Annotated in this window: 13 protein-coding genes; 6 read left to right on the forward strand and 7 right to left on the reverse strand. The window is 33.9% G+C overall.

Annotated elements, in window-relative coordinates; translation table 11 throughout:
* The first annotated feature begins 13 nt into the window (after positions 1-13).
* Complete coding sequence (lacZ, locus tag ACNG5D_RS02430) at positions 14-3,127, forward strand: beta-galactosidase, LacZ type (protein ID WP_418181903.1); 3,114 nt, start codon at positions 14-16, stop codon at positions 3,125-3,127.
* A 192-nt stretch (positions 3,128-3,319) separates the two neighbouring features.
* Here lacZ and ACNG5D_RS02435 read toward each other — a convergent pair whose 3' ends face one another.
* The 3 genes from ACNG5D_RS02435 to ACNG5D_RS02445 form a co-directional block, all read right to left on the reverse strand.
* A complete protein-coding gene (locus ACNG5D_RS02435) occupies positions 3,320-6,352 on the reverse strand; it encodes an aminotransferase class III-fold pyridoxal phosphate-dependent enzyme (protein ID WP_418181904.1) in 3,033 nt (1,010 codons plus the stop codon).
* A 124-nt stretch (positions 6,353-6,476) separates the two neighbouring features.
* Positions 6,477-8,006, reverse strand: coding sequence for an L-piperidine-6-carboxylate dehydrogenase (gene amaB, locus ACNG5D_RS02440; protein WP_418181905.1), 1,530 nt, complete (start codon positions 8,004-8,006; stop codon positions 6,477-6,479).
* Positions 8,007-8,018: 12 nt separating this feature from the next.
* A complete protein-coding gene (locus ACNG5D_RS02445) occupies positions 8,019-8,924 on the reverse strand; it encodes a DUF1338 domain-containing protein (protein WP_418181906.1) in 906 nt (301 codons plus the stop codon).
* Positions 8,925-9,022: 98 nt separating this feature from the next.
* On the opposite strand from ACNG5D_RS02445, the gene ACNG5D_RS02450 reads away from it, so the two are divergent.
* From ACNG5D_RS02450 to fsa, 5 genes are all read left to right on the forward strand, one after another.
* Complete coding sequence (locus ACNG5D_RS02450) at positions 9,023-9,910, forward strand: LysR substrate-binding domain-containing protein (protein WP_418181907.1); 888 nt, start codon at positions 9,023-9,025, stop codon at positions 9,908-9,910.
* Position 9,911: 1 nt separating this feature from the next.
* Positions 9,912-11,612: a tetratricopeptide repeat protein gene (locus ACNG5D_RS02455; RefSeq protein WP_418181908.1), complete on the forward strand. Its 1,701-nt coding sequence runs from the start codon at positions 9,912-9,914 to the stop codon at positions 11,610-11,612.
* Positions 11,613-11,646: 34 nt separating this feature from the next.
* Positions 11,647-14,568 (forward strand): FAD-binding and (Fe-S)-binding domain-containing protein, encoded by a 2,922-nt coding sequence (locus tag ACNG5D_RS02460; protein WP_418181909.1) that lies wholly within the window; start codon positions 11,647-11,649, stop codon positions 14,566-14,568.
* Positions 14,569-14,812: 244 nt separating this feature from the next.
* Positions 14,813-16,849, forward strand: a complete 2,037-nt coding sequence (locus ACNG5D_RS02465; RefSeq protein WP_418181910.1) for a transketolase family protein — start codon at positions 14,813-14,815, stop codon at positions 16,847-16,849.
* Between the two features lie 12 nt (positions 16,850-16,861).
* Complete coding sequence (gene fsa, locus ACNG5D_RS02470) at positions 16,862-17,518, forward strand: fructose-6-phosphate aldolase (RefSeq protein ID WP_418181911.1); 657 nt, start codon at positions 16,862-16,864, stop codon at positions 17,516-17,518.
* 85 nt (positions 17,519-17,603) lie between these two features.
* Here the strand turns inward: fsa and ACNG5D_RS02475 are convergent, their stop codons facing one another.
* The 4 genes from ACNG5D_RS02475 to ACNG5D_RS02490 form a co-directional block, all read right to left on the reverse strand.
* Positions 17,604-20,486 (reverse strand): alpha-amylase family glycosyl hydrolase, encoded by a 2,883-nt coding sequence (locus ACNG5D_RS02475; RefSeq protein ID WP_418181912.1) that lies wholly within the window; start codon positions 20,484-20,486, stop codon positions 17,604-17,606.
* An 84-nt stretch (positions 20,487-20,570) separates the two neighbouring features.
* Entirely contained in the window at positions 20,571-21,923 is a 1,353-nt protein-coding gene (locus ACNG5D_RS02480) for a SusF/SusE family carbohydrate-binding protein (protein ID WP_418181913.1), read from the reverse strand.
* A 17-nt stretch (positions 21,924-21,940) separates the two neighbouring features.
* Positions 21,941-23,488 carry a RagB/SusD family nutrient uptake outer membrane protein gene (locus ACNG5D_RS02485; protein ID WP_418181914.1) on the reverse strand — a complete coding sequence of 516 codons (1,548 nt, stop codon included), beginning with the start codon at positions 23,486-23,488 and terminating at the stop codon, positions 21,941-21,943.
* Positions 23,489-23,500: 12 nt separating this feature from the next.
* Positions 23,501-26,617 carry a SusC/RagA family TonB-linked outer membrane protein gene (locus ACNG5D_RS02490; protein WP_418181915.1) on the reverse strand — a complete coding sequence of 1,039 codons (3,117 nt, stop codon included), beginning with the start codon at positions 26,615-26,617 and terminating at the stop codon, positions 23,501-23,503.
* Between the last annotated feature and the right edge of the window lie 182 nt (positions 26,618-26,799).

Consider the following 26,799-nt stretch of genomic DNA (forward strand, 5'->3'; position numbering starts at 1 on the left):
ATTTAGCAATGATATGAATTATAAAGTTACCTTATTATATATCTTATTTATAGTCACGATTTTTTCATGCAATGAGGGTGAAAATGCTATTCCAGAAGCTATTAGCAATCCAAACATCTTATCAAAAAATACCTTAGAGCCTAGAGCAACTTTGTTTTCTTTTGAAAATGAAGCTTTAGCACTTTTAGACAATAAAGAAAAATCTGAAAGATTCATGTCTTTAAACGGAACATGGAAGTTTCTTTACGCCAAAACACCAAAAGCTATTGTTAAAGGTATAACGAAACCAAATTACCCGACAGATAAGCTTGAAAATATTTTAGTGCCAGGTAACTGGGAAGCTCAAGGTTTTGGTACGCCTTATTATTTAGATGTAGAATATCCTTTTGAAGCCAACCCGCCATATACACCAACAAATAATCCGGTGGGAGTATACAAACGCAAATTCACTTTAAAAGATAATTTCAAGCCCAACAGAAAAACCATTTTGTATTTTGGGTCTGTACGTTCTGCCATGTATTTATGGGTTAATGGTAAAGAAGTAGGTTTTGCAAAAGGCAGTAAAGTACCTGTAGAATTTAATATTACAAACTATTTAAATGATGGAGAAAACGACATTACGGTTATGGTGTACAGATGGAGCGATGGTTCGTATCTAGAAGGTCAAGATTCATGGCGTGTTAGTGGTATTGAGCGTAATGTATATCTATATCAAGTGCCAGATGTTTATATTTCCGATGTTTTTGCAAAAGCCTCTCTAGATAATAATTTTAAAAATGGCATTCTAGATGTTGCAATTAATATAAAAAATAATCAGATTAAAAATACCGATTTAAAATTAGAGGTAAGCCTTTTAAACGCTAACGAGGTTTCTGTTTGGAGTAAAATTATAAACAAACAAGGTATTACAAAAAACGAAATTATTTCATTTAAAGAAAATATTGAAACACCGCTACAATGGTCTGCCGAAAACCCTAACCTTTATAAGTTGCTCATTAAAAGTATTTCAGAAGAAAAAATAAATGAAGCTGTAAAAATAGACGTAGGTTTTAGAACTATAGAAATTAAAGGCCAACAACTATTGATAAATGGGCAACCTATATACATAAAAGGTGTTAATAGATGCGAATGGGATCCAAATTTAGGGCGATACGTTTCCGAGGCATCCATGTTAGAGGATATTACATTAATGAAACAAAACAATATTAATGCCGTGCGTACAAGCCATTATCCAAACGATGAATATTGGTATAAATTATGCGATAAATATGGTTTGTATGTAGTTGATGAAGCTAATATAGAATCGCATGGAATGCAACACCATGAGGAAGGTTTTGAAAAACTTACTAATAATAATGCCTGGACAGAAGCTTTTTTAGATAGAGCAAAGCGAATGGTTGAACGCGATAAAAACCATCCTAGCATTATTGCATGGTCTATGGGTAACGAATCTGGCGATGGTAAAAATTTTGTTTCTGTTTATAATTGGATTAAAAAGAAAGATAACACTAGACCTGTACAATACGACGAAGCCGGATTAAATAAGCATACAGATATGGTTGTGCCTATGTACAAAACTATCGATTTTATTACCGAGTTTGCTAAAAAAAATGATGACAGACCACTTATTTTATGCGAATATGCCCATGCTATGGGAAATAGTGTTGGTAACCTTCAAGATTATTGGGACACTATGGAAAGTTATAAAAACCTACAAGGTGGATTTATTTGGGATTGGGTAGACCAAACTTTCGCTAAAAAAAATAAAGACGGTATTGCTATTTGGGCAGCCGGAGGCGATATGGGCGACCCTATGGCAATGAACGATTCTACCTTTTGTGCTAACGGTTTAGTTTATGCCAACAGAAAACCTTATCCGTATTTAAAAGAGGTAAAACACGTGTACAGAAACATAAAAATTAAAAAAGATAGTTTGTATAGAAACACCTTTGTAATGCATAACAACTTCTTTTTTACAACAACCAAAGGCTTTAATATAGACTATAAGGTGCTAAAAGAAGGTGTTGTGGTTAATAAAGGTGCGCTTGGTAATGTAGTAGTTGCTCCGCAAGATTCTACACGTTTTACTGTGCCAATTTCTAAGTTAAATTTTGATAAAAACTCCAGTTATTATATAAACTTCACCGTTAGCCAGAAGGAAGCATATAACTTAATGCCAGCTAATCATATAATTTCTAGAGATCAAATTTTATTGCAAAAAGGCAATAAGAAAACTAATGAAAAATTATTAGGTACTCTAAATAAAAAAAATATTACAAATAGCGAAGATAAGTTGGTTGTTAAAACCAATGCATGGCAAATAGTATTTAATAAGGGAACAGGGTATTTATCAGGTATTTTAAAAGAAACTAATAACTATTTAGAATCTCCATTAAAACCTAATTTTTGGAGAGCACCTACAGATAACGATTTGGGTAATGGTTTGCAAAAACGTGCAGAAATATGGAAAACCATAACTGCCAATTTAAAATTAAAAAGTATAAGCCATAGTTTAAACAATAATAAGTTAGTGGTTAAAACTCAGCATTTTTATAAAAACGTATTTAATCAAATAACAACTTATACAATAAATGCTAAAGGTGCCATTAGTATAGCGGTGGCAATAAAAAGTGATAAAATGTTGCCCGAAATACCTCGAATAGGAATGACAAGTACGTTTAATGGGCAGTTTGATAAAGTAGAGTGGTATGGTCGTGGTCCTGAAGAAAACTATTGGGATAGAAAAACGGCAGCATTTATTGGAGTTTATGAAAATTTGGTTGAAAACATGAATACCAAATATATTAGACCACAAGAAAATGGAAACCGATCCGATGTGAGTTGGTTTGTTTTAAAAAGTTCTGAAGAGAATAAATTAAAATTTGAAAGCAATTCTGTTTTTAATTTTAGTGTTTTTCCATTTTCTTATGAAGAATTATCGCATTATTCTCAAGACACAAATAAACATGGTTCAGAGATTTTATCGACTGGTATTACAACCTTAAATTTAGATTATTTACAAATGGGTGTTGGTGGCGATAATACTTGGGGTGCTAAAACTCATGAAAAGTATACCATTCGCCCTGGAGAATTTAATTATGCATTTAAAATATTACCTGTTAAATAAGCGAAGTTTTTGTAATTACCATTTAAGGCTCTTTAAGTTAACGTAAGCTTGTAAAAGCATTGCTTTATAAGAAGGTTTAATAAAATGAGGATAAAAAAAACGATATTAGAATAATTAAAAACACGATTTTGTTTAAAATTATTATAATATCGCTTTTTCAATAAAGCCAAAAATGTTAATTACAAATTAATCTTATTCTTCTAATTGCATAAAATCTTCACATAAAATTTTCTTCAAATAGAAAATTAATTCTTCAGCATTTTCTTGTGTAAAAATTATAGGGGGTTTTATTTTTAAAACATTATGGTCTGGGCCATCTGTACTCATTAAAATACCGTGGTCTTTCATTCGGTTTGCAAGATATTCTGTTTGTGTAGCTAACGGGTTTATATTAGCATCAACTAATTCTATGCCTAAAAATAAGCCTTGCCCTCGTACATCACCAATTATAGGGGATTGGTTTGATAATTTGTTTAATTCGGCTTTTAAAAACTCTCCTATTTTTAAAGCGTTGGCTTGTAGTTTTTCTTGTTTTACTGTTTTTAAAACAGCGGTTCCAATAGCGCAAGAAACTGGGTTTCCGCCAAAGGTGTTAAAATACTCCATGCCGTTTGCAAATGCATTAGCTACGGCTTGTGTGCACGCTACGGCAGCCAACGGGTGCCCGTTACCTAAAGGTTTACCAATGGTTACAATGTCGGGAACAACATTATGTAATTGAAAGCCCCAAAATGTTTTGCCCATTCTACCACAACCAACCTGTACTTCGTCAGAAATACATAAGCCGCCAGCATCTCGAACCATTTTGTAAGCTTTAGCTAAAAAACCATCAGGAAGCTCTATTTGTCCGCCGCAACTAATAATAGGTTCAATTATAAAAGCACCAACGCCTCTACCTTTTGCGTGTATTGTGTCTATTTGCTTTTGTACTTCTTGAGCGTATTTTTTGGCCGTATTTTCGCCTCTGTATTTACCGCGAAAAGCATCAGGAAGCGGAAAAATATGTGTGTGTTCTGGTGCACCTTGGCCACCTTTTCCATCAAATTTATACGACGAAATATCAATGCACATGTTGGCATTGCCATGGTAACCAATTTCGCTGGCAATAATATCACGCTCGCCAGTTGTTGCTTTTACCATTCTTATAGCTAACTCGTTGGCTTCGCTACCAGAATTTACAAAATGTAAAACGTTTAATTCTGGCGGTAGGGTTTCAATTAATTCTTTTGCTAAAGCGTTAATGTTGTCGTGTAAATAACGCGAGTTGGTATTAATAAGGGCCATTTGGTCTTGTCCTGCCTTTACTACATTGTAGTTTTCATGGCCAACATGTGCTACATTGTTAACCGTATCTAAATATTTTTTGCCGTATTGGTCTATTAAGTACTGGCCAGCACCGCGTACCATTTTTATAGGTGTTTTGTATTGTAAACTTAGGCTTTTTCCTAAATGTTGTTTGCGGTAGTTTATTAAATCGTTGTTGGTAACAGTATCTTTTTTTTCAAGAGTTTCTAATTTAAACAACGCATTTGGGTTTGGACATAAGCTTTTCCAAATGTTTATTTGATTAAAATAGGTTACTCCAGGAAAATCATTTTTGTAATCTAATAGCGAAAGCATAATTTGAAAATGAAGGTGTGGTACCCAATTTCCATTTTCGGAAGCTGCTCCCAATTCTCCAATGCAATCTCCTTTTTTTATGATATGTCCAACACTATAAGCTGTAGCACTTTTAATACTTAAATGGCCGTATAGCGTATAGAAATTAAAATGATTTGTTTGGTGTTTTAATACTATTAACCCGCCGTACTCTTTATTGCCAGTATTATTGGTAGATATAACAACTTCGCCGTCAAATAACGCATGAATGGGAGTGTTTTTAGGTAGCCAAAAATCGGTGCCTAAGTGAATGGTTCTGCTTTCTCGACCTGAATTTCCAATTTTATCATAAGCTGTAGATGTATATAAAGCACGGGGCTCTAAATAACCTCCAGCAATAATTTTATTTGGGTTTTCTTTTTGAAGTTTTTCAATTTTAAATTGAAATAAATCTAAATCGTTAAAATCATTTTCATGTCCAATCCAAGAACTAGATGCGCTTAAGTCTAAATGAAGTGCTTCTAAATTATGAATTGTAGGGAATAAATCTGAAAGCTTAAAATGTTGTTTTAAGGCCCAGTTTTTAAATTTGGTTTCGTTAGTATGAGGTGTAAAACCGCAAGCTTCACGAAAATTTAATAATGCAAATTCTGGGCTTATTTTATACCATTTTTTTAAAACTTCCCAGGCTGGTTTTTCGCTAATAAGCAAATAGGTATTATCTGGTTCTTTAATTTTGTTAATAGCCGATTTGGTTACCGATATTACCAAGCGCATGGCTATGACATTATATAAGTGTTCTAACTCGTTTTCTTGTAAAGGAAAAGAGTGATGATATCCTTTAATTATTGGTAAAGCAGCTTCTAGAGGGTCGTTATGATGCATAACGCAATAGGCACAACTTATAGCTAAATCGTTTATAATTTGGGTGTGTACAGAGTCGCCGTAATCAATAGCTGCTTTTACTGTTGGATTAAGTAAATCTTTAGAAACAATAACATTATTATCGTTGGCATCATTATGTACAACGGCTTTTCTTAAAACATCATAACTTGGTTTTACGGTTTTAAATGCCTTTTGAAAATATAAAATTATTTCTTTCTCATCAGCTTTAAATAAATCTATATGTGCTTCTGTCCATAAAGATTGGGCAACATCCCAAGCAAATTCACGGTTGGCTTCAGCATGCTTAAAGCCTTGTAAAGCTTTGGTTAATAAACCACATTGTTTACCTAAACTGTAGCGTAAATTATCAAGTTGTGGGTTTACGTTGCTCCATACTCTACCAGAAACCCATGTTAATAGTCGTACATTTCTTGTGTTTCCAAAAGCATCAGTAATAGATGTAATGGCTTGTCCGTTTTTATCTTTTACAACTTTTGGAGCTAAAAGGTTGTTGCCATGGTTTTCTACATGTTGTAATAATTTTTGCTGAAAATCTAGATAGTTTTCATTTTCATTAGGGCGAGATATTTTTAGGATATAGCCTTCTTCATTTTCAACTTTAATTCTAAAATTAAAATCAACTTCTCCTGGGAGTTCGGATGCTTTTCCTTTTAAATTGAACCAGTTGAAGAGTATATTTTCAGCCTGTTGAGTGGTTATTTTTAAATTAGTGTAATTCATAATTTATTAATAAATCAGGTGTTAATAAAAAGCAGTTGATTTAACTTTATTATTGAAATACTAAATGTATAGAATTCATTACTAAAATTTATCTTTTTTAATAATTAAGTTGTTTTAATTTGAGTTAGATGTTAAATACAATACCTTGAGCTAAAGGTGCATTTTTGCCATAATTTACGGTGCAGGTTTGTCGTCTCATATAGGCTTTCCAAGCATCAGATCCACTTTCTCGACCACCGCCGGTTTCTTTTTCGCCGCCAAATGCACCGCCAATTTCGGCTCCTGAAGTACCTATGTTAACGTTAGCAATGCCACAATCTGAGCCAGCATTAGATAAAAAAGTTTCTACCTGTTGCATGTTTAAAGAAAATATTGCAGAGGATAGTCCTTGTGGTACGTTGTTTTGAATTGCAATGGCTTCTTCAAAAGTTTCGTAAGCAAAAATATATAGAATTGGTGCAAACGTTTCGTGTTTAACAATAGACATGTTTGGTGTAGCTTCAATAATAGTAGGAACTACGTAACATTTAGATTTGTAAGTTTCGCCCGTTAAAACTTCATTTCCGTAAACTAATTTTCCGCCTTGCTTTTGGGCTTCGTTTATGGTTTTAAGATAGGCGTTTACAGCATCGGTATCTATTAATGGACCAACATGGTTTTTTTCGTCTAGCGGATTTCCAATTTGTAATTGTTTGTACGCGTGTGTTAATTTATTTAATAAATCTGGGTATTGGCTTTTGTGTACTATTAATCGGCGTGTTGTTGTGCAACGTTGGCCAGCAGTTCCTACAGCTCCAAAAACTATGGCGGGTATGGCAACGCTTAAATCGGCTTCTTCGGTTACAATTATAGCGTTATTGCCGCCTAATTCTAGTATAGACTTACCTAGTCGTTTACCAACGGTTTCGGCTACACTTTTTCCCATTTTGGTCGATCCCGTTGCAGAAACTAATGCAATATTGGGGTCTGCTGTTAGTTGTTTTCCTATTTCGCTATCGCCAATAATAACATTGGATATTCCTTCGGGCAAGTTGTTTTTCTTGAGTATTGTTTTAAAAATTTCTTGACAGGCCAGAGCAGAAAATGGTGTTTTTTCAGAAGGTTTCCATATACAAATATTACCACAAACCCACGATAATGCAGCATTCCATGCCCAAACAGCTACTGGGAAATTAAAGGCAGAAATGATGCCTACAATACCTAAAGGGTGCCATTGTTCGAACATGCGATGGTTAGGTCTTTCAGAATGCATTTGAAGCCCGTAAAGTTGGCGCGATAAACCCACAGCAAAATCGCAAATGTCTATCATTTCTTGAACCTCGCCATAGCCTTCTTGAAGGCTTTTGCCCATTTCGTAGCTTACTAACTTTCCTAGGTTTTCTTTTTCGTTTCTTAGCGCATCACCAAATTGGCGTACTATTTCACCACGCTGAGGAGCTGGAAGTGCTTTCCAAATAGGAAAAGCTTCATTAGCTTTAGTAACAACTGTATCATAACTTTTAGTGTCGGCTAGTTCTATAGTGCCAATAATGTTGTTATCTACAGGCGATTTAATAGTGGCATTTATTCCGCTATTACCAATCCATTCGTTTTGTCCTGTGCTTGTATTGTTATATGGCGTTTTAAGGTTAAACGCTTGTAAAATATCGTTCATTTTTTAATACTATTAATTTTTAGTTTGTTCGGTATAGGTACTTTCAAATATTTTATCGGCATTAGCCGTTTCAAAACCATCGCGTCTAAAATTTCTTTTTACATCTTCTTTTTTGGTGTTGCTATATTCAGGAAGTAGTTTGCGTTCTGCAAATTCAACATAGCTTCCTGCAATTTTTAAATTTTTGCCATCAGAAAATGTAGCGTTAATCATTTTTGCTACCGTACTACTTTGTTTTAATAAGCCATCTGAGCTTATTTTGATTTTTCCGCCAGCTGTATTTAGTTTTATTTTAATACTTTCTAAGAAATTATTAAAGTCTTCAATGGTGTTGTAACCATTAGGGAGATCATGAACACTAATGGTGTAATGGTTTAAGTAGTAGCGGTTATAAATTACCCATGCGGCATATTCGGTTTCGTTTAAAAGCTCGTTGTATTCTTTAGACGATGGTAAGCCCCATAAAGGTTTGTAAAAAAAGTTTGAAACCTCTGTAATGTTGTTTAAATCTATACTTTCAATGGGGTCTTGTTTAATAGGGTTTGTGTATTTGTGTATTATGTCTTGAGATTTTTTTGATAAATCGTTAACCCTTAATTCGCTAATAAAAATTCTAGGAAAATGTTCTGCTGGTGGTGCGTACCAGTAAGCATTTAGTTTTTTTTCTTCAAAATTGTAAAACCCTTTTTTTTCATAGCCAAAGTGTAAAAATATTTTTTCAAAAGAAGCTATACCTAAATTTTTAACACCTAGAGTTCTAAAAGCAATATGATCGTTTGATATGTCTTTTTCATTTTTAATAATACCGGCATCAATCATCGCATTGGTAATTTTTGCAACATCGGTTACGCTTTCTTTGTAAGGAACTAGTAAATAATTCAATACCTTTTCTAAAGAATTTTCTTTTGAATGCTTCATTGCTTGATAGTGTTTAAGCTAAATAATTTTACTTTTTTGTTTTGATAATGCAAATATAAAAGTAAATTTGAGTAGTAATAATTTTTATTAATTATCAAATGATAAGTAAAATTAATCAATTAGAAATTCGACATATTCGTTATTTCTTGGTTTTAGCAGAAACTTTACATTTTAGAAAAGCGGCAACAAAGCTATTTATTTCTCAATCTGCACTTAGCCAACAAATTAATTTGTTAGAAAAGATATTGGGTGTTAAATTGTTTGATAGAACAAATAGAAAGGTGTCTTTAAATACAGCTGGTATTTTATTTTTAGAAGAGGCAAAATATATTTTAAATCAATTAGATAGGTCTATGGAGCGTTGGCAACAAGCTTTAGATGGAACCGATGGGCAGCTTAAAATAGGATTTGTTGGCTCTGCAATGAAGCATTATTTGCCACCTATTATTAAGCAATTTACTAATAGTTTTCCTAAAGTAGTTTTGGCTTTAGAAGAACTTACTAATTCTGAACAGCTAAAAGCCCTAGAGCAAAACCAAATAGATATTGCGTTTATACGTTCTAACCAAGTTACACCAGATATGAATATAAAATCTGTATACTCAGAGAATTTTTCATTGGTATTGCCCGAAAATCACTTTTTAAACGAAAAGAATTTTACTAATATAGGACAATGTGCAAACGAGCCTTTTGTATTGTATCCTAACGAGAGTAGTCCAATGTATTTTCAGCAAATTTTAAACTTATGTTCAGAGCATAACTTTAGCCCAATTATTTCGCACAGAGCTATACACGGAGCAACTATATTTAAGTTAGTAGAAAACGGCATGGGGCTTTCTATTATTCCTAATTCATTACGTGATGAGCAAAATTATAAGATAAAATTTATAGAACTTAAAAATACAATTGCAAAAACAGAATTGTTTGTAGTTTGGAATAAACAATATAGAAATCCTGTTTTAAATACTTTTTTAAAACATATTTAATATGGAAAGAAATAACATAAAAATTGCATTGGTTTTTAGTTTGTTTTTTGTTTGGTTTACTTCTTATTCTCAAACAAATATTTGGGATGAAAACCTAACAGATGCCCAAAACAAATTAGATAGTTTACATACTCTATTGCCAAACCATATAGGAGAAAAACGACTATTAATATTAAATAAAATTGCCGAGTATTATTGGTTTATAAACCCAGATAAAACTATTGAGTATGGAGCAGAAGCTTTACTGTTGTCTCAAAAATTTAAAAATAAAGCGCAAGAGGGTTTAGCTTTAATTAATTTAAGTCAAGGATACTTAATAAACGATTTTTACGATAAAGCTTTACGCTACGGCTTACAGTCTTTAGAAATTAGAAAAAATATAGGGAATCCCTACGACTTGGCATTTACCTTACGCACATTAGGTTGGTTGTATTACGATATTGGTTATAACGAAAAAGCCTTAGAATACCATAAAGAAGTGTTGCGTATACATGAAGAAATGGGCGATAAACAACGTATTGCTTATAGTTATAATAGTATTGGGCTAATTCATGCGCACAACGGAGATTGTAACTTAGCACTAACCTTTTTTAGGAAGTCGTTAGAGTTAAAACGACCTTTTAAAAATAAGGATAGAATTTCTGAAACCATGAAAAACATGGCCATTTGCCATAGGAAAATTAATGAGTTAGAACCAGCTAAGGAGCTTTTGGAAGCTTCGTTAAAAATTTCAAACGAAATAAACGACGACCATAGTAAGGTTGAAGCATTAAACGAATTAGCTATTGTTTATTTGAAATTAAAAAAATTCGATACTTGTTACAAACTTTTAAACGAATCTAGATTGGTTTTAGAGGGGTTAAAGGATAATAAAGAATGGATTGTTGCTAACTATAAAATAAGATCCGATTATTTTTTAGCCTTGGGTAATTTTAAAGAAGCTTATAATAATTATAAAAAATACGACGAGCTTAAAAGTGATATTTTTTCGAATGATAAAAGCCAAAAACTAGCCGAAATGCGTGTGCTTTTTGAGGCAGAACGTCGAGAATCCGAAATTAAATTATTAGAACAGCAACGCAATTTAGAAACCCAAAAAAAGCGCGGCGTTATGTTGGTTTCTGTACTATTGGTGTTAATAGCAATTTTAATTATAGTATCGTTAAGAAATAATATAAAAAAGAAGAAAGCTATTTTTAAGCAAAACCAAAAGCTCTCTGAAGAGAAACTTAAAACCCAAGCATTAGCTAAAGAAAACCTAGAGCATAAACTAGACTTTAGAATGAAAGAATTAACCAATTTAGCGTTGTTTATATCTCAAAGGTCTACATTATACAAAGAGCTTACAAAGTCTTTTAAAAGTATAGAGTTTAAAGATGTTAACGATATAAAAAAACGTATTGCATCACTAATAAAAGAATATAGTTTTAAGCTAGATATAAATGAAGATATTCAAAAATTTCATGCTAATATAGAGCTGTTTCAAAACGATTTTTTATTCAGAATAAAAGAAAAACACCCAAATTTAACAGAAAAAGAAGTGAAATTGGCTGTACAGGTAAAACTAAAATTAAGCTCTAAAGAAATTGCAAATATTAATAACATTTCTGTTAACTCTGTAGAAATAGGCAGACACCGCCTTAGAAAGAAATTGAATTTAGAACATAAAGATAGTTTAACAGAATATTTAGAACGCATATAATACAAGTATTTTTAAACCTTATTTAATTAAACTTATGTCGAAACTTATAACTAATAAAGTGCTTCAAGAACTAGCCAGAAAGTTAAATGGCGAACTCTTTTTTGATAAGTTATACAAAAGCATTTATGCTACTGATGCATCCGTATATCGTATGATGCCGTTGGCGGTTTCATTTCCAAAAAATAAGGATGATATAAAAACACTAATCCATTTTGCAAATAAAGAAAATGTAACGCTTATTCCTAGAGCAGCAGGAACATCTTTAGCAGGGCAATGTGTTGGAGAAGGCATAGTTGTAGATGTATCTAAATATTTTACAAAAATTATAGAGTTTAATAAAGAAGAAAAAACAATTGAGGTTCAACCTGGTATTATTCGAGACGAATTAAATCGGTTTTTAGAGCCACACGGTTTGTTCTTCTCGCCAAATACTTCAACCAGTAATCGCTGTATGATTGGTGGTATGGTAGGAAATAATTCTTCTGGTTCAACATCTATTAAATATGGTGTTACACGCGATAAAGTTTTAGAGCTTCAAACCATTTTATCAGATGGTTCAGAGGTTGTATTTAACACCCTATCTCTAGAAAATTTCAAGAAAAAACAATTAAGCGTTGGGGTAGAGGGTGTTATTTATAAATCGCTTTTTAATGAATTGTCAAACCCAGAAAATCAAAATGAAATATATAATCAATTTCCAAAGGAATCAATTCATAGAAGAAATACAGGTTATGCTATTGATGCTTTTTTAGATAAAAGCTCGCCAGATGGATTGCACGATGAATTAAATGTGGCTAAACTACTTTGTGGTAGCGAAGGTACATTAGCCTTTACTACTGCAATTAAATTACAGCTAGATGTATTACCGCCCAAAAAAGAAGTTATGGTGGTTGCGCATTTTACAAGTGTGCAAAAAAGTTTAGAGGCCACAGTAATAGCAATGAAACACAACCTCTATTCGTGCGAACTGTTGGATAAAACCATTTTAGATTGCACAAAAAATAATAGAGAACAATTAAAAAATAGGTTTTTTATTGAAGGCGACCCAGAAGCGGTTTTAATGTTGGAAGTTAGGGCTGAAACTAAAGTTGAAACAGAGCAACTTGCTAATGCATTAATTAAAGACTTAGAGCATTGTAATTTAGGTTACGCATTTCCAAAACTATATGGCAGCGATATAAAAAAGGCAATGGAATTACGTAAAGCAGGCTTGGGGCTATTAGGAAATATGGTTGGCGATGCAAAAGCCGTAGCCTGTATTGAAGATACGGCAGTAGATTTGGTGGATTTGCCAAATTACATATCCGAATTCACAACAATTATGGATAATTACCAACAAAAGGCTGTTTATTACGCACATGCTGGAGCAGGAGAAATACATTTGCGCCCCATTCTAAACCTAAAAAAACAGGACGATGTTGGTTTGTTTAGAGCAATTACAACCGAAACGGCAAAACTTGTAAAAAAATATAAAGGTTCGTTTAGTGGTGAGCATGGCGACGGTATAGTTCGGGGAGAATTTTTACCACTCATGATTGGCAATAAAAATTATGAGTTGTTAAAACGTATAAAACAAGCTTTCGATCCCAATAATGTATTTAATAAAGGTAAAATTGTTGATGCTTACCCGATGGATAAATCCTTACGTTATAAGACAGATAGAAAAGAGCCAGAAATAAAAACACTAATGGATTTTTCAGATTCTGAAGGTTTGCTACGTGCAACAGAAAAATGTAACGGCTCAGGCGACTGCCGAAAATTACCCAATGCGGGAGGTGCAATGTGCCCCAGTTACCGTGCCACACGTAATGAAAAAGATACTACACGTGCAAGAGCAAATGCTTTAAGAGAATTTTTAACGAACTCTAATCAAGAAAATAAATTTAATAATAAAGCGTTAAAAACCGTTTTCGACCTGTGTTTAAGTTGTAAGGCTTGTGCTAGCGAATGCCCAAGTAATGTTGATGTGGCAAGCTTTAAGGCAGAGTTTTTATATCAGTATCAAAAACAAAATCCACCATCATTAAGAACAAAAATGTTGGCCAATAATGTTAGGTATAATAAAATGGGAAGTATGTTTCCAAATATTACTAATGCGCTTTTAAATTCTAAAATTGTAAAAAATGTTTTGGGAGTAGCAGAACAACGAAGTATTCCTAAGCTTGCCCAAAAAACATTCAGAAAATGGTATAAGCACAACCAAAACACATATAAAAATAAAACCTTTAATAATGGAGAACTCTATTTGTTTATAGACGAGTTTACAAATTATTACGATGTGCAAATAGGAATAGATACTTTCGAATTATTAACAGAATTAGGATACAAAGTTCATATTGTAGAACATGAAGAAAGTGGTAGAAGTTATATTTCTAAAGGCTTTCTAGATGAAGCTAAAATTGTAGCTAATAAAAATGTATCTATATTTAATAATATTGTTACCAAAAACACACCGCTTGTGGGTATAGAGCCATCGGCTATTTTGTCATTTAGAGATGAGTATTTAAGATTAACAGACACTAAAGATAACGCTCAAAAAATAGCCCGATTTACTTTTACTATTGAAGAATTTGTGAAAAATGAAATATTAAAAGGGAATATTCGAGCTAATCATTTTACTAAAGTACCACAAGTGGTTAAAATTCACGCGCATTGTCACCAAAAAGCATTAAGTAGCACCGAGCCTACTTTTTCTATGCTAAATTTACCTGAAAATTACTCGGTAAGCGTTATTAACTCAGGTTGTTGCGGTATGGCAGGTTCATTTGGTTACGAAAAAGAACATTATAACGTAAGCATGCAGGTAGGAGAGGATACCTTATTCCCAAAAATTAGAAAAATGGAAGCATCAGTTATTGTTGCAGCATCAGGAACTAGTTGCCGCCATCAAGTTTTTGATGGTACTAAACGTATAGCCGAGCATCCTGTTAGTATTTTAAGAAAAGCTTTGCTGTAGTTTAAATTTCATTTATGTTACTAGTATGTTTTTGTGTAAAAGGTTGTGCTTCTTAGTATTTACTTGTAAAATTCTTGTTGATTTTAAATAAATAACGAAAAGTGTATACTTTTTTTATTGTATTTTAAAGATATTAACATTTCTAACTTTATTGTGTATATATCGTAAGCTTTAATTAAGAGTTTTAGTGTAAAATGTTTTAGTTTTGCAAAACTCATTTAAAAGATAATTAAATACTAAAAAAATGAACAAAAAAGTAGATCAGCAATCGGCAGATAATATTAGAGCATTGGCTGTTGCTATGGTAGAAAAAGCAAAATCAGGACACCCAGGCGGGCCAATGGGCGGAGCAGATTTCATGCACATCCTATATTCTGAATTTTTTAATTACGATCCATCAGATATGGCATGGCCATTTAGAGATCGTTTTTTTATGGATGCTGGTCACTTATCAACTTTAATGTATGCGCAGTATTATTTGTTAGGAAATTATTCTAAAGATGATGTTGCAAATTTTAGACAATGGGGATCAATAACACCAGGTCATCCAGAGGTTGATGTAGCAAGAGGTATAGAAAACACCTCGGGCCCATTAGGTCAAGGCCACACTATGGGAGTAGGAGCAGCTATTGCAGCTAAGTTTTTACAAGCACGTTTTGGCGATTGGATGAACCATAAAGTTTATGGGTTTATTTCAGATGGTGGTATTCAAGAAGAAATTTCGCAAGGTGCAGGTAGAATTGCAGGGCATTTAGGGTTGAGTAATTTTATAATGTTTTTCGATTCTAATGATATTCAACTATCAACATCTACAGACGAGGTAACTAGTGAAGATACCGCTGCAAAATATGAAGCTTGGGGATGGAAAGTTGTAACTATTGATGCGCATAACCATGACGAAATAAGAAAAGCATTAACCGATGCGAACAACGAAACTGAAAAACCAACGCTTATTATTGGAAAAACCATAATGGGTAAAGGTTGTGTAACAGCCGATGGAAGCATGTTTGAAGGTTACTGTGAATTGCATGGTCAGCCAATTGGCGCAACAGGTGCAGATTACGAAAAAACGCTACTAAACTTAGGTGCAAGCGTAGAAAATCCGTTCGATATTTATAAAGACGTAAGCGAGTTTTATAAAAACATAATTGCAGAAAAAACAGCAAAGGCAACCGAAAAGAAAGCACAAATAAATGCTTGGAAAAAAGATAATGAAGCATTGGCAGCGAAGTTAGATTTCTTTTTATCAGGGAAATTACCAGAATTAGATTTCGAGTCTATAACACATAAAGAAGGGTTAGCAACTCGTGCAGCATCATCAAATGTATTAGGCTATTTAGCAGAAAATGTAGAGAATATGATTGTTTCTTCTGCAGATTTGTCTAATAGTGATAAAACAGATGGGTTCTTAAAAAAATCATCAGCATTACAGAAAGGAGATTTTAGCGGGTCGTTTTTACAAGCCGGAGTTGCCGAGTTAACTATGGCTTGTATTGCAAATGGTATTGCATTACACGGAGGTTGTATTCCAGTTGTAGCAACATTCTTTGTATTTTCAGATTATATGAAACCAGCCATTCGTTTAAGTGGTATACAAGAATTAGGTGTAAAATATGTATGGACCCACGATGCATTTAGAGTAGGAGAAGATGGACCAACACACCAACCCGTAGAGCAAGAAGCTCAAATACGTTTATTAGAAAAACTAAAAAACCACAGCGGTAAAAACAGCTTTTTAGCTATGCGCCCAGCAGATTCTGCCGAAACTAGTGTAGCATGGAAAATGGCTTTAGAAAATACCAATACGCCTTCAGGTCTAATTTTATCTAGGCAAGGCATTAAAGATATTCCAGCGCAAGGCGAATCAAGATATAAAGAAGCTCTTGCTGCTGAAAAAGGTGGTTATTTAGTAAAACAAGTAGAAAACCCAGATGTTGTTTTAGTAGCTAACGGTTCAGAGGTATCAACCTTAATTGATGCGGCTAAAATATTAGAAGATAATGAAGGTTTAAAAGTTAATATTGCTTCAATAATTTCAGAAGGCGTGTTTAGAAACCAAACTAAAGATTATCAAGAAAGTATTATCCCTACAAATAAACCATTATTTGGATTAACAGCAGGGTTGCCAGTAAACTTACAAGGTTTAGTTGGAGCTAACGGAAAAGTGTTCGGGTTAGAGCATTTTGGATATTCGGCACCAGCTAAAGTATTAGACGATAAGTTTGGTTTTACTGGAGAAAAAGTAAGCAAACAAGTATTAGAATATTTACAAACAGTTTAACAAATAATTGATATGAAATTTTTTATTGACACAGCAAACCTTGATGATATTGCAGAAGCTCAAGCATTAGGCGTTCTAGATGGCGTTACAACCAACCCATCATTAATGGCTAAAGAAGGTATTACAGGTGAAGCTAATATTATTGCACATTACAAAAAGATTTGCGATTTAGTTGATGGTGATGTAAGTGCCGAAGTTATTTCAACCGATTTTGAAGGCATGGTAAAAGAAGGTGAAGCATTAGCAGCTTTAAACCCTCAAATTGTTGTTAAATTACCATTAATAGAGTCTGGAATTAAAGCTTGTAAATACTTTTCTGATAAAGGCATAAAAACTAATGTAACATTAGTGTTCTCTGCAGGGCAAGCTTTATTAGCAGCAAAAGCAGGAGCTACTTATGTGTCTCCATTTATTGGCAGATTAGATGATATTTCTACTGATGGTTTAAACCTAATAGCAGAAATTAGACAAATTTATGATAACTATGGGTTTGAAACTCAAATTTTAGCAGCATCAGTTCGTCATACTATGCATGTTATTGATTGCGCAAAATTAGGTAGCGATGTTATGACAGGTGGTTTATCATCAATAAAAGGATTATTAAAACACCCTTTAACAGATATTGGATTAGCTAAGTTTTTAGCAGATTATAAAAAAGGAAATAGCTAAAATTCTATTGCCTTATATAAGTAAAAGCTTCTCATGTTCCATTTTTGGAATTGAGAAGCTTTTTTAATTAAACAAAACAACTAAACTAAATTTTTACAAGCTTTACAGTATTTGTTTCACCTAAATTATTGGTTATTTTAATTAAATAAAGACTTTGTTTTAAGGCCGATATATCAAAATTATAGCCTTTTTTAAAGTTACCTTTATATGTTTTAATTAACTTTCCTGTTATAGAGTAAACACTTAAATCTGTTGCGCTTTTATTTAACGAAAATGTGCTTTTTGTAGGGTTTGGAAACAATTTTAAACTTAATTGTGTTCTAGCTTTATTGGTTGATAATGTTGAAGCTTGATTTCCAAAAACTTTAAACTCTCCAGGAGGAAGATTAATAGATGTTGTTGCTCCATTAATAGTTGTATTTCCTAATTCATCCATTAAATCATACCAATCTCCAGAGTAAGGAAAGTTTGGGTTTACAGTTTGATTTGTAACTGAAAAATTAGCAATAACAATAACATTTTTAAGTTCAGACCCTGGCGTATTTTCATTTCCGGTATAAATACTAATTCTTGGGGTTTGCGTTCCAGATGTAATATTGTAATCGCCTTTAAAAACAGGTTCATTAATTTTTAAAGCATTTAATCTAGACCAATTGTTATAAACCAGACTACGGTTAGTATCACTTAACCAGTTGTTAATCCATTGGGGTTGCGGTTTAGTGTCTAGTTTGCAATCGCCATCTCCATTGCCATCATAATCAGAGTTTACAACGCCATTATTACAGGTCCAAATAGAATTTTCCATACCAAGTTCGGCAAAATGCCAAATCATTTTTGGGCCGGGAATAGTAAGAGAAATGGCACCTAAAGCAGACATTCTAGTTAGCGCTGTATTTAAATTGGTAACATTATGTGAAGCATTGGTTGTAACACCAAACTGTGTCATTTCATACATAATTCGGTCTTTGTCGTGGCTTTCTGGATATCCTAAAGTTCTTTTTTCTGTAAATCCATGAGCCGTATGCCCCATGCCTTCAAAATTAATATTGCTTGAATGTCCTTGAGCTAAATTTTTATAAGGAGTCCACATTTCGCTCCACATCATAACCCCCTTCGGAATAGCATCTCCAATTCTGTAATTTGCCCATTCTTGCTCTTCGTTACTAGAGCCTAAATGTTCGAAAATTACATAATGTGTTTCATCTAAACTCCAAGAATAATCTGCGTAATCTTTTAAAATATCTACACGATCTTGTTGGTAGCTATTTGTACAGCCCTCGTCTCCAGAAGAGCAAGATTGTGTAAAACCTTTAGTTAAATCCCAACGGAATCCATCAATGTTAAACTCTTCAATCCAATGTTTTACAACGCGTTTTGTATAAACTTTTGTAAACGAGTTTGAATGATTGAAATCTGAACCTACGCTATAAGTGTGTTTTGCTGTAGTATTAAAGTATGGGTTTTCAGAGCTAGGTTCGCCCCAGCCATCATTATCGGGGTCGTTCATCCACATACGAACCATTGGGTTTCTACCAAAGGCATGGTTTAAGGCTAGGTCTAAAATAACGGCAATACCGTTTTGGTGACAAACATCTACAAGTTCTTTAAATTTAGCTTCGGTGCCGTAAAACTTATCTAAAGCCATATGGAAAGAGGTGTTGTATCCCCAACTTTCATTGCCTTCAAATTCCATTACTGGCATTAATTCAATGGCATTAATATTTAGGTTTTTAAAGTAGTCTATTTTGTCTATAATGTCTTGAAAGTTTCTATCGGCATCAAAATCGCGAATTAAAACTTCATAAATTACGAGGTCTTCTTTTGCTGGTTTGATAAAGTTTGTTACTTGCCAATTGTAAGGTGTTTTTCCAGTTTGTAGAACAGTAACCTCTCGCTCTTGCCCAGCTGGGTAGGTTGGTAGGCTTGGATAGGTTGATGCTGGAATATATGGGTCGTCAAAAGGCGATAGTACAAGTGTTGAATATGGGTCGGCTGTTTTTACTAAAGCAGGCGAGTTTGCAATAGGTGTTTTGTCTACCACCCAATATTGAAATGTTTCTATTTGTCCTGGTGTTAAACCAGTTAAGGTAATCCAGAATTTATTATTTCTAGAAGGATCTCGTTTCATGGCGTAACTAGCGTCTGGTTGCCAGTTATTAAAGCTACCAGCTACATATACAAAGTCTTTACCTGTTGCATAAAGTACTAAAGTTGCTTTGGTGGGATCGCTATCGTGATAAGTAATACCATCTAAATAGGTTTGTGGCATGATACTAAAATCTGTTCCTGGGTCTACTATAATAGAAAAGGTTTTAGATTTAGTAACGCCTCCAACAGTTGCTTCAAGCGTGTAGTTTTTGTTTGAAGTAATGTTTGTGTCGGTATATGAATAAGAAGTAGTTCCCGATTGCGTATTAATAGTATTACCATTTGCCTTTAAAACATAATTAGCATTTCCGCCTGTGTTTGATGCTTCTATATTAAAGTTGCTTCCAGAGGATAATATGGTTGTTGTATTGGTTGGCGAAGTAAGAGATAATTGAAAAGCGCCTACGTTTTCTAAAATGTCTTGAGATTTTTTATCGCCGCTTCCATCTTTTGCTTTTATTAAAAATCCTATTCTACCAATACCGGTTCTTGAAAAAAATGAGGTTGGTGTAAACGAAATGGTATAAGTGTCTGAGCTACTATTATAGGTGAAACGGTTTGTTTCGCTAGAATTATCCCATGAGCCATTGGTTGGACAATCTTGCTGTCCTGATAAATTAGTGTCGTAAGACCATGCCCACAAGTATAGAGCATTACCAGTAATACCCCAAGTAACTTCGTTAATACTACTACCTTGAATTGTAATGGTAATATTGTCGTTTTCTTCAAAAGGTAAAGGCGAAATTGAGTGTGTTACATTTTGTTGTTGTGCGAAACACCAATTAGCACAGAGAAAAAAAATAAGTACTAGTTTTTTCATGGAATTTGGTTTTTATAAAAAAAGAGGTTACAGTAATAAATATGTAACCTCTTTTAAAATTATTGATTATTTTTTTTGAAGAGTTTACCTTGACCCTAAATAGTAAACAGGTCCAGATGCATCATTAAAATCAATAGATACTACATAATTTCCAGCGGTTATTGCTATGTTGTTATCGGCATCTTGATCTAAAATGTTATCGGCATTAGCATCTCCGTAATCGCCACCCCAATCGTTATTTTTACGAAATTTAATTTCACCATCAACCATAGTTAGGTTTTCTGCATAAAATACACCTGGTTGAATTTCGGTTAAGCTTCCATCTGGTGTTGCTCCCCAATCGTTATATCCAGAACCAACAGCGCCCCAAACAGTAGCTTCTTCAATAGCATAAGAGTTGTCGTTTAAGTTTATGGTAATTAAGTAATGCCCAGCTGTAGAAGCTATGTTGTTGTCGGCATCAGTATCTAAAACGCCATCAAGAGTTGCATCTCCTAAGGCTACATCCCAATTGTTATTCATTCTAAATTTAATTTCACCATCTAATAATTTAACTCCTACTTTAAAAGTATCGGTTGTATAATCATAATAAAACTTGGCATCTGGGCCTGCGTTACCCCAATCATTATAACCAGAACCTACAACACCCCAAGCAAAAGGTTCGATAGTGTAAGAGTTGTCATTTGTGTCGATTGTAATTTTATAGTCTCCAGCTGTTACGGCAATATTGTTATCTGGGTCTGCATCTAAAACACCATCAAGATTGGCATCACCTAAATCGCCACCCCATGTGTTGTTTTCTCTAAATTTAATTTCGCCATCAACTAAGTTTACATAAGATACTATAACGCCTGGCGTTGCAGTTGTGTAAAATTTACCATCGGCAAAAGCCCCCCAGTTGTTATAACCAGAGCCAACAACTCCCCAGCTAGCAATTTCGAAACCGCCGCCACCTTCTACTATTTCGGGTAGTACAACAGTAAGTTCTTGTGTTGCCGAATAGGTTGGTAGGCCTTCGGTGCCAACAACCCCTTTTACTCTAAAGTATAGTGTTCCTGTGTTTGGCAAATCTGTATTTGGATCGTTATCTAAACCAGCTGCTTCAGCATATTCTAGCATTTTGCCTATAGTAATAGCAAGTTCGTTTCCGCTAGTGGTTCCTGCATTTGTAGCATCGGTAAAATCGCCTAAAATAGAGTTTTCTAATTCGTAAGTTACATTAGTTGGTACACCAAAATTAGCATCTTCCCAAGTAAAACGTTCGCCTAGGTTGTTTGATGCGGCTACGGTTAACACATATTCATCTAAAAATGAATTTGAGAAGCTAATACCCTCAGCAGGTTCTTGTGCTGTGAATACTAAATCGTCATCTTGATCACAAGCATTAAAGCCTATGAATGCTAATAATAAGAGTGATAAAAGTTTTATATTTTTCATAATCGTTTAGTTTTAGTTTAAAATCCTGGGTTTTGAGTTAAATTTGGGTTAGCTTGTAAAGCTGACGATGGGATAGGGTATAATTTGTAAGCTTCGGGTATTGAAGTTCCTTCTTTTACACCGCCTTTCCAAGGCCATAAATACGAGTTTCCGGTAAACATTCCGAATCGAATTAAATCGGTACGTCTGTGACCTTCTAGGTTTAACTCTCTTGCGCGTTCGTCAATTATAAATTGCTCTGTTAAGTCTGTTTGAGTTATGGCGCTAGCGTTAGATCTTGTACGAACATTGTTTACATATTGAACAGCTGTTCCCATATCGGCACCGGCAGCACCTCTAACCGCACACTCTGCATACATTAAGTAGGCATCGGCAAGCCTGAATAAAGGAAAATCTGTTGGCGAAAAGCTTGAAGGTAATGAGCTTCCTGTAAAGTTTGTATTTCTAAACTTTATAGAAGGATAGCCGTCTACCCATTTTTTATAGTCTTCCATTTCGTAGTTATGCCCATCGGTCCAGAATAATTTGGCTCTATCATCGGTAGATGTTTCTAAATCGCCAAATAAACCATACCATGCTTTGCTAGATCTGTGTCCTGCCCAGCCTTCGGTTGCGCCAAATTGACTTAAAGGTGTTGTGTCTGCATTTAAGCTGCCATTTACAATATATGTGGTGTTACCAAAACTTTGACTAACCTGTGCATCGGCAATTAATGGAAAAATAATTTCTGTAGACGAATCGTTATCAGCAGAAAAGATACTTACAAAATCGTTAGCCAAATTGTAAGGTCCTTCGGTAATTACTTTATTTGCGTAGGTTGCAGCATCACCGTATCTAGGAGTTCCTGTATAAACCTCTGCATTTAAATATAATTTGGCAAGAAGCATTTGTGCTGCCCCTTTTGTAGCTCTACCATATGTATTTGTAGTAGGTAGGATAGCTTCTATTTCTAATAGTTCTGATTCTACAAAATCAAACAATTCTTGACGAGATGCTTGTGGTAATGGATCTGTTTGTCCTACATTGTCTTCGGTAGATAGAACTCCTTTGCCAAATACATCTATTAAATAAAAGTTAGCTAGAGCTCTAATAAACCTAACTTCAGAGACAATAACATCTTTATTTTCAACATCTACATTAGGTAAAATAGAAAGTAAGTTGTTACATTGTGGAATGGTGAAGAAAATTCTGTTGTATAAATATCTGAAGAATTTATTATCTGGAGTCCAGTCGGACGTTGTTGTTAATTGGTCTAAACCATTATCTCCCCATCTATTTTTCATAGCATCGGCAGCAAAATCTTGAAGATTAATAATACCTCTTAGAAAAGGAGATTCTCCAGCATCGTCACTAATATCCGAGCTTCCAGAGCCATCGGCTCCAGAAAGCGCAAATGAGCCATAAAGTCTGGATAAAATACCTTCAACAGCTTGTGGGTCTTGTGCTAAAACTTCCTCAAGCGATAATTCTGTTATTGGTTTTGTGTTTAAATCATCTGTACAACTTAAGTTAACAGTAAATATTGCTACTAAACCAAATAGTAATTTTAAAATTTTGTTTTTCATAATTTTCATAGTTTAAAAATCAACATTAACACCTAAGTTATATACAGTTGCTCTTGGGTAGAAATTGTTATCTATACCCGTAAAGTTTTCAGGATCTTGACCCGAATAATTTGTAATTAAGAATGGGTTATTAACAGCACCATAAATTTTAACTGTTGCGTTTTTTATAATATTACTTAGTGTATGGCCAAGTACAATATTTTCGCATCTTAAAAAAGAAGCACCTTCTAAGAAATAATCTGAATATTGCACAGGATCTACAATATCAGAAAATACAGGGTTTGCTTCGCCAGAAAAGAAGTTTAAGGCGTTGGTAAACGAATTGCCATCTAAAGATAAAGCATTTTCTATAGCGCCTTGCGTTAATCGTCTTGAGTTATAGATTTCGCCGTCTAATTGGCCTCTAAAGCTTGCGCTAAAATCCCAGTTTTTGTAATTCATATTAAATCCAAAACCAAAAGTCCAGTTAGGTTGTATGGCTCTGTAATATCTGTCGGCTTCAGTAATTCTACCATCATCATTCAGGTCTACAAACGAACCTAGAATAGGGTCGCCATTTGTATCGTAAACTTGTTTTAGTACCCATGCAGAACCTGCTTGTTCTCCTAAAGCATGTCTTAGTAAAATATTACCTGTGCCAATATCTAGGCCTCCATTAGGAGCGTTAATTTGTTGTGCCCCTTTTAAATCGGTTACCTCTGTGATGTTGTAAGATAAGTTTCCGTTAAACGATAGGTTGAACACTTCGTTTTGTACAGGGTTTAAATTTAAGTTTAATTCGAAACCTTTACTTTCTGTTGATCCTACGTTTTGAATAACTTGATCGCTTAATGCTTGCCCTGGTGGTACATTAGTAAGTACTAATAAATCTGTTGTTTCTCTTTTAAATATGTCGAAAGAACCAGATAGGATACTTTTTCTAAAGAAATCGAAATCTACACCTGCATTATAGGTGGTTGTTTTTTCCCAAGTTAAATCGGGGTTAAACTCTTTGGCATTGTATAGGTTTACGCCAGTAATGTATTGGCTTTCAGGAGATCCTATTTCAAATAAAGGAATTGAAGGATAGAAGCCAACTTGCCCTGAAATATCTTGTTGTCCGGTTTCACCCCAACCAAATCTTAATTTAAAGTCGTTAATAAAGTTTACATTTTTTAAGAAGTTTTCTTCTTTAACTTTCCAAGCAACTGCAGCCGAAGGGAAATAACCCCAACGGTTTTCTTCTGTGAAAAATGAAGAACCATCAGCTCTGTATGAAGCTGTTAGTAAGTACTTGTTTCCTAAATTTATATTAGCTCTACCAAAGTATGATTGTAAATTTAATTCGTTAAAATACCTGTTGTTAGGATTTAAAGGGTCTATATTAGGTATTCTTTGTCCGCTTACAGGATCGTTTTCAAATTCATCCTTATTACCATCGTTTTTAAAATTTTGGTAAGAGTAACCAGCTTGAACATCGAAATTATTAATAAAAAAATTATTAAACTCTTTGCGGTAAGATAGATAAGATTCCATGGTTACATTGGTAATATGTTGTCTTTCTCCAAAGCTTTTTCCAGAATTGAAAATATATGTTCCAGCAGGAACATTAGTATCTGGAACTAAGGTGTATGCATTAATAGCATTTTCTGAAAATTTCTCGGTAATCTCTGCTCTAGATGCTTCTAAACCTAAATTTACTACAGCTCGTAATTCTGGTAAAAAGTGCATTTTATAATCTAACTCAATGTTACCAAGAAGTCTGTTTACTTTTTCAGGACGAGATCTTTGTAATAAAACGCCTAAAGGATTTCCTGCTCCAATTTTTGCGTTAGGATCGTTAGGATTGTCTGATGCTTGCAATTGCTGATAGAAACCACCAAATATAGAGTTGCTATCGTAAATTGGTTTTGTAGGATCCATAGAAATAGCACCACCTAACGCTGCACCATCATCAATAGAGTTTTTATCTACAACAGTTCCTTTAGCATTAATGTCTATTTTTAAATGATTGTCAAAAAACTTTGGTGTTAACCTTAACGATGCTGTAATTCTTTCGTAATCATTAGTTTTTACTACACCTTCGGTTTCGTTATAACCAATAGAAGCTCTAAACGGAATTTTCTCAAATAAATTAGCTCTTACACCAAAGTTGTAATCTTTAGTAATAGCTGTTCTGTAAATGACGTCTTGCCAGTCTGTATTATAAATTTCGCGCTGAATAGGATTACCATCGGCATCGGTTAAATTTACAATTCTGCTTGGTTGATTTGTGTTTACACTACCAACAGGAACGCCTAAAGCATCTAAGTTATCTGGAAAGTAAGTTTGAGCAAATTGAACGAACTCATCGCCATTCATAACTTGAATTTGATCGTTAGAACTTACATTACTTAAAGATGTTCTAGCAGAAAAGTTAAATTTAGCTTCGCCAGAAGTTCCTTTTTTAGTTGTTATAATAAGTACACCGTTAGATGCACGAGAACCATAAATAGCAGTAGCAGATGCGTCTTTTAGTACACTAAAACTCTCAATATCGTTAGGGTTAATAAGGCTTAACGGGTTTCCTACGCCGGCAACACCGCCATTATCTAATGGCACGCCATCAATAACAATTAAAGGAGCATTGTTACCAGAAAGGGATGAGCCTCCTCTAATTCTAATATTTGGTGCAGCATCTGGTTGTCCGCCAGCACTTGTAATTCTAACACCAGCAGCTTTACCTTGTAGTAATTGATCTGGAGATACAACGGCACCTTGGTTAAAATCTTTTGCAGAAATAACATCTACAGCACCTGTTAAATCTTCTTTTTTAACGCTGCCATAACCAATAATTACAATCTCGTCTAATTGAGAAGTGTCTTCGATTAATTGAACGTTTAAATTAGATTGTCCTGCATAGATAATTTCTTGCGATTGGTATCCAATATAAGAGAATACAATAACGTCTCCGTTATTAGCTTCAATTTGGTAGTTTCCATCAAAATCTGTTGCTGTGCCATTAAGGGTGCCTTTAACAACAACATTAACTCCTGGAAGCGGAATTGAAGTGGATTGTTCTGTTACTGTTCCTGTAACTGGTGTTTGTGCAAATATGTAAGCGGGCACAAAAAACAGAGCTAACAGTAAACTATTAATAATTGTCTTCATACAAGTTAGTTTAATTTAAATAAGTCATTTAGTTCAGTTATATTTTCACTTCTCATATCAAAGCTATGTAAAGAAATTGTAAACAAACAATTAAGAATTACGAAATATTCTACGAAAACGTTTTCGTGTTGACAACTTTTTAAAAATTAAATGTTTAAATGAGAAAATGATAATAAAACCTG

It is taken from the genome of Algibacter ulvanivorans (genome assembly GCF_048381495.1).
In the GTDB taxonomy this organism is placed as follows: Bacteria; Bacteroidota; Bacteroidia; order Flavobacteriales; family Flavobacteriaceae; genus Algibacter_B; species Algibacter_B ulvanivorans.

Excerpts from the sequence above, each read along its gene's own strand:
- fsa (WP_418181911.1), top strand. The coding sequence starts at position 16,862 with ATGAAATTTTTTATTGACACAGCAAACCTTGATGATATTGCAGAAGCT.
- ACNG5D_RS02445 (WP_418181906.1), bottom strand. The coding sequence starts at position 8,924 with ATGAAGCATTCAAAAGAAAATTCTTTAGAAAAGGTATTGAATTATTTA.
- ACNG5D_RS02455 (WP_418181908.1), top strand. The coding sequence starts at position 9,912 with ATGGAAAGAAATAACATAAAAATTGCATTGGTTTTTAGTTTGTTTTTT.
- ACNG5D_RS02450 (WP_418181907.1), top strand. The coding sequence starts at position 9,023 with ATGATAAGTAAAATTAATCAATTAGAAATTCGACATATTCGTTATTTC.
- ACNG5D_RS02490 (WP_418181915.1), bottom strand. The coding sequence starts at position 26,617 with ATGAAGACAATTATTAATAGTTTACTGTTAGCTCTGTTTTTTGTGCCC.
- amaB (WP_418181905.1), bottom strand. The coding sequence starts at position 8,006 with ATGAACGATATTTTACAAGCGTTTAACCTTAAAACGCCATATAACAAT.
- ACNG5D_RS02465 (WP_418181910.1), top strand. The coding sequence starts at position 14,813 with ATGAACAAAAAAGTAGATCAGCAATCGGCAGATAATATTAGAGCATTG.
- ACNG5D_RS02485 (WP_418181914.1), bottom strand. The coding sequence starts at position 23,488 with ATGAAAAACAAAATTTTAAAATTACTATTTGGTTTAGTAGCAATATTT.
- ACNG5D_RS02435 (WP_418181904.1), bottom strand. The coding sequence starts at position 6,352 with ATGAATTACACTAATTTAAAAATAACCACTCAACAGGCTGAAAATATA.
- ACNG5D_RS02460 (WP_418181909.1), top strand. The coding sequence starts at position 11,647 with ATGTCGAAACTTATAACTAATAAAGTGCTTCAAGAACTAGCCAGAAAG.
- ACNG5D_RS02480 (WP_418181913.1), bottom strand. The coding sequence starts at position 21,923 with ATGAAAAATATAAAACTTTTATCACTCTTATTATTAGCATTCATAGGC.
- lacZ (WP_418181903.1), top strand. The coding sequence starts at position 14 with ATGAATTATAAAGTTACCTTATTATATATCTTATTTATAGTCACGATT.
- ACNG5D_RS02475 (WP_418181912.1), bottom strand. The coding sequence starts at position 20,486 with ATGAAAAAACTAGTACTTATTTTTTTTCTCTGTGCTAATTGGTGTTTC.